The following is a 10,950-nucleotide window of genomic DNA, read 5'->3' as shown; positions in this document are numbered from 1 at the left end:
ACGCCCAGCGACAGCGGGGTAACGTCGAGCAGCAGGATGCCCTCGACGTCGCCGGAGAGAACGCCGCCCTGGACAGCCGCGCCGATGGCGACGACCTCGTCCGGGTTCACGGACATGTTGGGGACCTTGCCGGTCATGGTCTTGGCGAGCTCCTGAACGGCGGGCATACGGGTGGAGCCGCCGACCAGGATGACCTCGTCGATCTGGCCGGTGGAAAGGCCCGCATCCTTCAGAGCGCGCTCGACGGGCTGCTTGCAGCGGTCGAGCAGGTCCTTGGTGATGCGCTCGAACTCGGCACGGGTCAGCGTGTAGTCGAGATGCTTCGGGCCGGTGGCGTCAGCGGTGATGAAGGGCAGGTTGATGTTGGCCTGGGTGGTGCTGGAAAGCTCCATCTTGGCCTTCTCGGCAGCCTCCTTCAGGCGCTGCAGGGCCATGGGGTCGGCCTTCAGGTCGATGCCGCCGTTGTCGGCCTTGAACTTGTCAGCCATCCAGTCGATGACGCGCTGGTCCCAGTCGTCGCCGCCCAGGTGGTTGTCGCCTGCGGTGGACAGAACCTCGAACACGCCGTCGCCCAGCTCGAGCACGGACACGTCGAAGGTGCCGCCGCCGAGGTCGAAGACGAGAATCTTCTGGTCTTTGTCAACCTTGTCGAGACCGTAAGCCAGAGCAGCGGCCGTGGGCTCGTTGATGATGCGCTTCACATCGAGGCCCGCGATCTTGCCGGCGTCTTTGGTGGCCTGACGCTGGGCGTCGTTGAAGTATGCAGGAACGGTGATGACGGCCTCGGTGATGGTGGTGCCCACGCGCTTTTCGGCGTCAGCCTTCAGCTTCTGCAGCACCATGGCCGAAATTTCCTCGGGAGTGTAATCCTTGCCGTCGATATCGACAACAGCACGGCCGTCCTTGCCGGAAACAACCTTGTAAGCGACGGTCTTCTGCTCTTCGGTGGTTTCAGCGAAGTTGCGGCCGATGAAGCGCTTCACGGACGACACGGTGTTCTCGGGGTTGGTGACGGCCTGGTTCTTCGCGGCCTTGCCCACCACGCGCTCGCCGTCTTTGCGGAAGCCCTCCACAGACGGGGTGGTGCGGTCGCCCTCGGCGTTGACAAGAATGGTGGGCTCGTTACCCTCCATGATGGCCATGGCGGAGTTGGTGGTGCCAAGGTCGATGCCAAGAATCTTGCCCATATGTATCAGTCCTCTCTTTTGTGCGAAGGCCGCTTTGCGCGGCCCCCACGGGCGGTTTCCCGCCGACTGCTATTACCTCGTTCAGGTTGCTCATCCGAATGCCGCCCACGACGGCGGCTTCGACGCCGAGCCTGCGCCTTCGGGGCTTAGCCCCTTCGGTACGATTGCCAATATAAAATCTAAGTCTAGCGTTGTCAACTTATCTCACAATTAATTGGGCATGTTACCTAACTGTCATGTTCGACGGTAATCTGAGCCTTCCGCTGCCGCCCAACGAAAAACCCGCCGCTGCCGTGATCGGCAACGACGGGTTAGAAGCGCCCGCTCAAAGGGAGGGAGGGGAAAGCGGGCGCCTTGGCGAAAAGCCGGGTGTATTTGCCTGGGTTCGCAGCATGCACCGCGCAACGCACGAATGCTGCAAGAATCGGATAAGTCGCACAAAAGCCGAAACGAAAGCCCTCGAACTAGATTTCACCTGCAAGCTTGCGGGCAACATGGCGGCCTTGAACCGACGAGCGGCCCGAAGCCACACCCACGATGTATTCGGGATAATTGCCCGAGAAGAAGCTGCCCGACACATCGCCTGCGGCATAAAAGCCGCCGATCGGCTCGTTTTTCGCATCAAGAACGCGGCACTCTTCGTCGATTTTCAGACCATCGAGCGTGGTAAGCAGCGTTCCGCCGAACCACAGGCCGTAAAACGGCGCGGTGCGGATCGCGGAAAGACGATAGGCCTCTTTGCCGAAGTCGTCGTCTGCCTGCGCGTCGAACTGGGCGTTGTAGCGTTCGACCTGCTCGAGAAAGGCGTCTTTCGCCTCGCCCTCGAAGCCGAGCTGCTCGGCAAGTTCCTCAAGGGTGTCGGCCTTCTTCAGGATGCCCGCATCCTTCGAAGCGGCGACGAACTCCTCGAGCGGCATGCCAGCGGCCATCATCTGTTTCGCGAAACCGGAGCATCCCATGGTGTCGAAACGCAGGATGTCTTCGGGAGCGTTCGCGTCGAACACTTCGCACCACACGCCGCCCGGCTGCTGGCCCGCCTGGAAGCACAAGAAGTCATACGGGGTGGATTCGTTGCAGAAGCGCACGCCCTTGCGGTTCACCTTCATGAACGGCTGGCTGCCGATGTTTTCCTGGAAGATGGTTCCGGGAAACGCCGCGTCGTCGCCTTCGCCCAGGTATCCGCAGTCGACACCCGCATCCACCGCGCCGCGGTCGAAAATCATCGGAGCGGCGTCGGCGTCTTTCACGCCGCCCGCCCAGATGCCGGCGCGCAGGCCCAAGCCGTCGTCGGAAAGATAGTAGCTCGATGCAGTACAGCATCCCACGGCCGCAGATTGCAAAGCATTCATCATGACGGGATTCGCAGGATATCCGCCCGTTGCCAACAGCGTGTTTTTCGCGTTGATGCGCACGTAGCCCTCGTCAGTCTCGAACACGGCGCCCGTCACCGAGCCTTCTGCATGGTCGAGCTTGACCAGCGCATGCTTGAAACGCACGCTGTCAGGGGCCTTCTGCTGAACGTGCTCGAGGATGACGTCGTTGCGCATGGGAGGCTGGTACGGGGTCAGATAGATATGCTGAAGCACCGGGGTCATGTAATCGGTGCCGCCCGTGGCGTGATCGCCCGGCATATCGACGACGACCTGCTTGCCTTGCGCCGTCATCATGGCGTCGACCCAATCGAACGTCTCGGCCGATTCGTCGATCCACATCTTAATAAGACCCTGGTTGCATTTGCCCGACGCATAGCGGGTGAGTTCGTTGAGAAGCTTCATGCCGTCCACTTCGCCACCCTGGGCAAGCGCAGGCTTGGAATTCACGATGCCCCAATATTCGCGCGTTTCGGGAACCTTGTCGTTTTTCTCAGCCACGATGAACTTCATGCCCGCATCGGCCGCAGTGCCCGCCGCACAAAGGCCCGCCGTGCCTGCGCCGATGATCAAAAAATCCGTCTCTTCGGTTTTCACGATGTCGGCATCGGCGATTTCGGGCTCTTGGCCAAGCCACGCGGGAATGTTGGCGGCGGCATCAGTCTTCGCAGCACCGGCTTCAGGCGCGCCTTTCGGAGCGCATCCCGTCATTCCCGCGCCGAACGCGGCAGCACCTGCCAAAGCCGCTCCGGCAACGAAATTACGACGCGTCATGCGCACGCCGTTTCCCTGGTTCGTTTTGCTCATAGCACCCTCCTCTGGTTCGTGCAGTGGATGCCCGAAACATTACGACCGCCTTGGATGCGTTGCGTCACCCTGCAGACGCGAACCGTCTTAACCCTCTTACGAACTGGTCTTTTACGGAAATTCATCAAGAAAATAGCCTTCAGGGGGTGAGAAGCGGCGCAATGTTTCCTCGCCTGTTCCGGTACGCTTTCCACAAAACAAAGGGCAGCCTGCCGCCCATGGCGAAGCGCCCGCCGAAAGAGCAAAAGACGCGCAACGCATGCGGCGAACGCCTCGCAACGATTGCCGCAGCGAGCAGGCGCCGTCGCGCCGCCGACAGGCGCAACTTCGGTGAGAATGCGATGCAGGCAGCGCGCGAAAGGACCTCGATGAAGCCTTGCAACACAAGCAGCCCCGCACAAGACGCGGGCTTTTCCGACGCCGCACGCACGTGCCTCGCCTTGGCGCTCGTGCTCGTTTCGTCCCACGTGCTGAACACGAGCATCTTTCCCGCCGTCGCCGAAGGCCTGCCTGCCGCACGCGAGGTTTCCACCTATGGCGGCGTGGCGTTTTCCGTCTTTCTTGCCGTTGCCGCCTACCGCAAACCATCCCTCTTGCGCGAACGGTTCTGGTCGATCGTCTGCCTTGGAGCAACCGCAGTCGCGGCGGCAAGCCTTTATGGGGGAATTTCCGGGCAATACACGCCCATGCTTGCAATGGGAAGCCCGTTCGGCGGAATCGGCGGAGCATGGGTGTCGGTGCTCGTCGGTGTTTCACTGGCGCAACGAGGCCCCAAACAGGCAGCACTTGCCGTTCCTGCAGCCTTCGTCATGCAATATGCCGCCAATGCGGCGGTCGATGCCCTTGGCAAGCCCTCTATAGAAGTCTCGATCGCGTTTTACGCCGTCACGCTTGCCGCCGCATGCCTGCTTGCACGCTCCGATGCGCACGCGGTCATGAAAACCATGCGCGACGCAAACGCCCCCGAAGTGCTGAATGTCACAAGCCCCTCTTCGTATCTTCCCTTTTCGCATCTGATCTTCGTATCGATCATGCTCTTCAACGTGGTCTGCGGCTATTCGCTCGCAAGCAGCGCGGCCGCCCTTCCCCTTGGATCGGCTGCCCTGTCATGCTTGCCCGTTGCAGCGGTTCTTGTGGCAACAATGCTCCGACGCTCCCCTTCGCTCGATACTTCCTACCGCGCGGCGGTTCTCTGCATCATCGCAGGGCTGCTTGCCGCGCCGTTTGCACTGCCGCTTTGCTACGACGCAATGGGGCGCCAGGCGCACGACATCTTGCTTTCCGCAGGATCCGACCTTTTCAACATGCTTGCCTACTGCATTGTTGCCGCCGTGGGATACCGCAATAAGCTAGGAGCCGTCTTCGTTGCATCGACGGTGCTTGCCGCCCAATGGCTCGGCATCGGAATCGGCGCGCCGATCGCACAGGCGGCAACGGCGGCCGCACAAATCGCCCCTTCGGCCCCATTGTGGACAACGGCAGCTCTGGCCTTCGTGTTCATTGCCTACAACTATGTCGTGTTACGCAATTTCAGCTTCGACCGCGCGATCGAATCGGTTTTGCCCGCACATGTCGATGAAAATGCAGGCGGCGAAAATTCCGCAGAGAATGGACTGGCCTCCGAAGTAGAACCTTCGCGAAACCAATCGGCAGACGCAGGCAGCGAAGCAAACGAACCCGAAACGGCGAACCCGGCCATAACAACCCAGCCCACCATCGACCCGATCGACGAAGCATGTTTGTCAATCGCCCGCACATGCAACCTGACGAACCGCGAAACGGACGTGTTGCGCCTCTTGGCGCGCGGGCGCACAAGCCCCTTCATCCAAGAAGAACTGGTGCTTTCGCGCAACACCGTGAAAACCCATGTGCGCCACATCTACACGAAGCTCGACGTGCATTCCCACCAAGAACTGATCAGCAAGGTGGAGAAGCAAAAGACCGGCCTCGAATAGCCGTTAGAGGAAGCGGGCAGTTCGATTCAGTTCGCAGCATGCGTCGTAATGCACGGCGCGCGGCGTTCGGAGCGCATCAGGACAAGCACTCTTTGAGAAGGAACTTCCATGCTGGAAGCACTTCGATGACGCAACCGTCCTCTTCAATCGTCTCCTCTTCGCTTTTCGTGACAATGAACAGGCGTTTCACTTCGGCATCAAGTCGGTGCAGCTTCACGAGATTTTCAATCTCGCGCCGCCGCGCGGGGCCCGCTATGGAATATGCCACCTGGACGGCGCATTTCACGTCGGGAAGATAGAAGTCGATGTCGATGCCGTGCTTGCTCGACTTGAGATAATGCAGGGCATCACCGTATGCATCACGCAGCGCAACGGCAACTTCGTTTTCCAGCAGCGCGGTGTCGCGGTCGGCCAAGAAGAGGTTCAGCAAGCCGTTGTCGGAGAAATAGTACTTGGGATTGCTCTCGCGCTCGACAAATTTGGTGACCGCATTTTTGATATCGAAGATAAGATAGGCCTCCTTTGCATACCCGAGATAGGCGATGAGCGTGTCTTTCGAAATGCCATAGCCGATCGATTTGAGCGTGTTGTAAAGCGACGAATACGAAACATCGCTGCGCACAGTTTCTGCCACCTTCTTCATAAGAACACGCAGGGCATCGGGGCTGCGAACCTGATTGCGCATTGCAATATCGCCGAGCAGCACCTTTTGATACACGCTTTCAACGTAAGCGCGGGGCAATTCGTAGCGCAACGATTCGGGAAAGCCACCGTTGCGATAAAAGCCATCGAAATGGCGCGCAATCCTGCCGATTTCCTTCGAAGTGAACAACGCCGCTTCGTCGCGCGGCTGACCTTGGGCATCGAGGTATTCATCGAAGCGATACGGGGTTACATGCTGGACGAAGTAGCGGCCACCGAGCGTCGATGCAATCTGGCCGCTTAACATGGTCGCATTGCTGCCAGTGATGTAAACGCGCTCGCCCGCGTCGGCCATACGACGCGCGAACTTTTCCCAGCCAGGAATGTTTTGCAGCTCGTCGAAAAAGTAAAAGCCGCGTTCGTCGCTCAGTTCGGCTTGGACCTGCGTGATGTCCTCGAAATCTGTCAGAGAGAAATCGGCGAGTCGTTCGTCTTCAAAATTGATATAGATGATGCGCGACCAGGCAACGCCCGATTCCACCAGCTGGCGAACAACCCCGTAGAGCAATGTCGATTTGCCCGCACGCCGCAAACCCGTGACAACATAATTGGCCTGCGGATCAAGATGATATCTGCGCGGAACGATCGCCGCCTCGCGAATGATCTGATGCTGGTCGAAGACCACTCGTTTGAGCATATCGTGATTCATCTGACATCCATTCTGTCGAGTATACTGGACAATATACTATCATTTTTGTCCAGTATACTCGACAACTAGACCACATTCGCCCGATTCCAATCATATGAAAAAAGGAAGGCACCCTCGGGTGCCTTCCTTGCGCAAATGCGTTTGTTATGAAACTGGAGACGGCGCAGCCCTTAGGCCTTGCGGCGCCACACCGTTAGCGCGACGACGGCGGCCACGCATGCGCACGCCGCAGTCGCGCCCGCAAGGGTCATCATGCCGTCGGAGGTCTTCGCGAACCCAGTAGCACCATCTTCCCCGTCAGCCGACTCGCCGGCGCCAGTGCCGCCGCCGCTGTCATTCGACGCGTCATCGCCCTGGCCGCCGCCATCGCCGCTAGGATCAGCCGGCTGGTCGGGGTCTTCCACATCAGGATTTTCGGGATCGGGGCCAGGTTCAGGCTCAGGGTCCGGATCAGGATCGGGGTCAGGATCGGGCCCTGGCTCAGGACCAGGCTCCGAAGCAATGTCGTCGTTGACAATCGTCCAGACATCACCCTCATGCGAAACGCTCGAGCTGAACCCTTCGGGAGCATCCACCTCTGCAACCGACCAGCTGTAGCGCCCGCTGAGACCGGTCCAGGTTTTGCTCCACCCGCATGCCTCGTCCAGCTGCGCCACATCGTAACGCTTGCCATCACGCAGCAACTCGACCGAAACGCTTTCGGACGGCTCGCCCCCGTCGTCAAGCTTCCAGGATTTGTTCACGGTAAGGCTTACGTCGATTCCTCCGCCATCCGGCACGCTCGACTTCGTGTTGGTGACAACGTAGCCGTCTGCGGCATTGCCGGAGATCGTCGTTGCATACCCGGGAACGCTCACCTCGGATACTTCGTATTCGTACTTCACGCCGTTCGCATCATGCGTCGGAAGGCCCGTGAACTCGCAAGCCCAGCCACCGTCGGCCGTAAGAGCAGCCGCATCAACCACCACGCCGTTGCGCAGCAGGTTGACCGTGATGGACGCAGGGCGGTCGGCTTCAGCATCGCACTGCCAGACCTTGGAAACCTTCACCAAGGTGACGTCGCCCTGGCCCACCACAACACCGCCGTTGGCGCCGATGCCGCCACCCTTATCGGCCGTGTTGCCTGCAATAACCAGCTTCGCCTCTTTCTCGGCCGCGGCCTTGGCCTCGTCGGAAAAAGGAACGGCCTTCAAGGCAATGCAGCTCACGTAGCTCTCGATCGTCACCGGCAAAGGATCGGCGCCTTGCTGGCCATAACGCGGAACATCTTCGTTCGTCGACGGATACACACCGGACGCGGGCAGATACACGGCGCCATCGTTATGCCACGCAACCGCACCACCGCCGAGCATGCGGTTTGCCAATGTTGCAGGGTGGTTGTCGACAGGACGCGACGAGAAAACGAAGTCGTCGCCCGCCGCCTTTTGGCCGATTGCACTGTCTTTCGCCACGTTGTCGAACATCGCAGCGCCTTCGGTCACATGCACCACGGTTTCGCCTGTCGCACAGAACCACATGCCGCCACCAAGGCGCGCGGTATTCTGGGCGATCAAGGCGTTGGAAAGATGCAGCGTGCTGTAATAGTCGTAGTTGCCTTCGCTGTACACGCCGCCGCCCATGTTGGCGGCCGTATTCTCGGCGATGCGCCCCGCCTTCAACTCGACGCCGTTGCTGTAAGAATACACTCCGCCGCCGGTATTGCCCCTGTTCTTGAGAATGGAGCCGCCTTCCATGACGAAGGCGGTGTTGCATTCGTCCGCCTGTCCGGTTTGCAGCTTTCCATCCACCACACATACGCCTGCGCCCTGAACGCCCTTGTTCTCGCTGATGGAGCCGCCCCGCATGACGAACTCGGCGTTATTTTCAACATGCACGGCACCAGAGCCCTGGACAGCGTTGATGGAAGTGCAGGTGTTGCCCGAAAGCGACGCGTCGCCCGTCAACGAAAGCTTTGTCCGGTTGTTGTCGTCGCTGCCGAACAGCATCACGGCCGACCCACGATGACCGCTATTGCCACTGATCGATCCGCCCGTCAGGTCTGCGGAAGCATGCCCCAGAAGCAGGATGCCGGAAGACGTATTCAGGGCATTCGACGCAAGGGCGCTGTTTCCGGAAATCTCTCCCCCGCTCATGCTCAGGCGCGCACCTTCGGCAATGCGCACGATTCCGCTATACGCCATGCCGTCACCGGCCAGAGCGTTATCTTCGACCACGCCGCCGGTCAGATTGATGGAGGCATTCGCACCCCGAGCATCGAGCACGCCCAGGCCGATCGGGCCAAGAGCGTTTGCAGAATCAGCCGCAAGCCTGGAGCCTTTCACCTGGGCACCTTCGCCCAGCTCGAAGGCCCCCTTGGTCAGCACCACGCTTCCCGTGTTGTGGCGACCGTGCAAAACAACCTTGCCCGACACCACCAGAGAACCGCCTTCTTCCACGACGAGCAGATTCTTCAACGTTGTCGCGCCTTGCTTGGTTCCGGAAATCTGAAATGCCTCGCCAGACGCCTCGTCGGCGGTAACGGTAACGGTTTCGCCCGCAGGAACAATGACGGGCGCGCTCAGCTTGACGTGTTTCTTCAGCACAACCGTACCGCCATCGGCTGCGGCTTTGTTCACAGCATCCTGCAAGGAAAGGGCGCCGGGTTCGCTCGAAATGGCATCGCCCACGTCATCGCCAATGGACGGCTGCGTGAAAATAACCGTGGCGCCTTCGGGAATGGCGCCGGCAGCAATGTTAACGTTGTCCTGGCTGTTGTCGAAAACGATTTCCTTGAGACCGTGCGACTTAAACGCACCTTCCGTAACCTCCCTCAAGCCGCTGCCGACCTCGAAGCGTTCCACCGACGTTTTCTCGAACGCACCCTTACCGACAGATGTAACGCCGTTGGGAATTTTCACGGTGCCCGTCAGATCCGACCCATAGAAGGCATAAGAACCTATCGACTGGAGCGTTACAGGGAATTCGACCTCGGTCGCGCCCGACCAAACGAACGCCCATTTACCAATCGACTGAAGCGTTTCGCTAAATTGGACAGGGATGACGGTGGAATACGTGAAGGCATGATCGGGAATCTTGTCCAGATTGGACAGGTTGACCTCTCCGGTCAGCTTCCTGCACTCATTGAACGCATAAGAGCCCATTTCGGTCACGTTGCCCAGGTCGACCGGGCCCGCAAGAGAGCGGCATTCGTTAAAAGCCGACCCCTCCAGCTTCGTGACCTGGGAAAGGCTGGGGATGGTGGTAAGAAGCGTGCACCCACTGAATGCACTCTGGCCAATCGAAACGATAGAGCCTTCAGCAGTAACGGCGGTAAGGCTAGTGCACCCTTCGAAAGTGCTCGACGGAATACTCGTGACGGATGCCGGCAAATTCACGCTCTTAAGCGCCGTACAACCAGAGAAAAGGCTTCCTTCCGTTATTTCAACCCCTTCGGGCAGCGTGATGCCCTCAAGAGCCGTGGCCCCGCCGAATACATGAGGCGCCGAGATGCGTTTAAGAGTCGTAGGAAGGTCGATCTGGCCCAACGCAGAACAATTATTCACCATGGAATTCGAGGCTATCTCTTCGACGCCCTCCCCGAAGGTGAGCGCCGTAAGGTTTTCCATATTCTGGAAACTGCCGTCGAACATCTTGACCGAACCTGGAATGGCCAAATTGGTCACGTTGGGGAACTTCCCGAAGCTTGCTCCGTTGACATGCGTCAAGGTGTCGGGCAAAACCAGTTCGGTTACATTCTTACGTTTGCTCGAGAAAAAGCCCCATTGCAGCTCCGTCGTGGTATACGAAGCGCCCTCATGCTCGAACGAAGAGGGAATCGTCACTGTTGCCTCGGCTGCCGGATCGGAAATGTCCGTAACACATGCCGTCTTAGCATCAACGTCCAAATCGGCCGTGAAGGTAATGCCATCTTGTTCGAACTCGATGTCTTCTAAAGAATTGGCCGCGAGAGCAGCACCCCCCCCTCGACCGCAAAGGCAACCTGGGTGCAACACGCCAGCGCCAACACCGAGACAGACAACACTCGAAGCAGCGTCGATTTTATTCTTCCCATACCGCGCGCATCCTTTCCGTAGCTCTTTATGTATCGCACGGCATTCTAGCAAAACGCATTTTCCCGCGAAGACGACGACCGTCTTTTCGTCGAGGCCCCTGACCTTGAGAGAAGGCGAAACCGGGTCAGAAAATCCGCGCTTTTCGGCATCGTTTCGCATCGCGCCCCATGAAAGAGCAAAAAGGAAGGCACCCGAGGGTGCCTTCCTTGCGCAAATGCGTTTGTTTGT

General features: G+C 59.2%; 5 protein-coding genes. 1 reads left to right on the top strand and 4 read right to left on the bottom strand.

The features are described from left to right. Window positions 1-1,187: molecular chaperone DnaK (gene dnaK, locus Q6E04_RS05515; protein ID WP_303249807.1), on the bottom strand; the 1,187-nt coding region annotated here is incomplete at its 3' end. Between the two features lie 464 nt (window positions 1,188-1,651). Beyond that, on the bottom strand, window positions 1,652-3,364 hold the full coding sequence (locus tag Q6E04_RS05510) for an FAD-binding protein (RefSeq protein WP_303249806.1): 1,713 nt from the start codon (window positions 3,362-3,364) through the stop codon (window positions 1,652-1,654). Between the two features lie 368 nt (window positions 3,365-3,732). Between Q6E04_RS05510 and Q6E04_RS05505 the strand changes: the two genes are divergently transcribed. Further along, window positions 3,733-5,319, top strand: coding sequence for a response regulator transcription factor (locus Q6E04_RS05505; protein ID WP_303249805.1), 1,587 nt, complete (start codon window positions 3,733-3,735; stop codon window positions 5,317-5,319). Between the two features lie 76 nt (window positions 5,320-5,395). Here Q6E04_RS05505 and Q6E04_RS05500 read toward each other — a convergent pair whose 3' ends face one another. Further along, complete coding sequence (locus Q6E04_RS05500; RefSeq protein ID WP_303249804.1) at window positions 5,396-6,670, bottom strand: ATP-binding protein; 1,275 nt, start codon at window positions 6,668-6,670, stop codon at window positions 5,396-5,398. A 170-nt stretch (window positions 6,671-6,840) separates the two neighbouring features. Next, entirely contained in the window at window positions 6,841-10,554 is a 3,714-nt protein-coding gene (locus Q6E04_RS05495) for a leucine-rich repeat protein (RefSeq protein WP_303249803.1), read from the bottom strand. Window positions 10,555-10,950: the final 396 nt, after the last annotated feature.

Source organism: uncultured Slackia sp. (assembly GCF_959608125.1).
GTDB lineage: Bacteria > Actinomycetota > Coriobacteriia > Coriobacteriales > Eggerthellaceae > Slackia.
The sequence above is the reverse complement of the archived record's forward strand: the minus strand, read 5'-3'. Positions and strand labels throughout refer to the sequence as shown.

What these genes read in the sequence shown, in the direction of transcription:
- Q6E04_RS05510 (WP_303249806.1), bottom strand. Translation starts at nt 3,364, where the DNA reads ATGAGCAAAACGAACCAGGGAAACGGCGTGCGCATGACGCGTCGTAAT.
- Q6E04_RS05505 (WP_303249805.1), top strand. Translation starts at nt 3,733, where the DNA reads ATGAAGCCTTGCAACACAAGCAGCCCCGCACAAGACGCGGGCTTTTCC.
- Q6E04_RS05500 (WP_303249804.1), bottom strand. Translation starts at nt 6,670, where the DNA reads ATGAATCACGATATGCTCAAACGAGTGGTCTTCGACCAGCATCAGATC.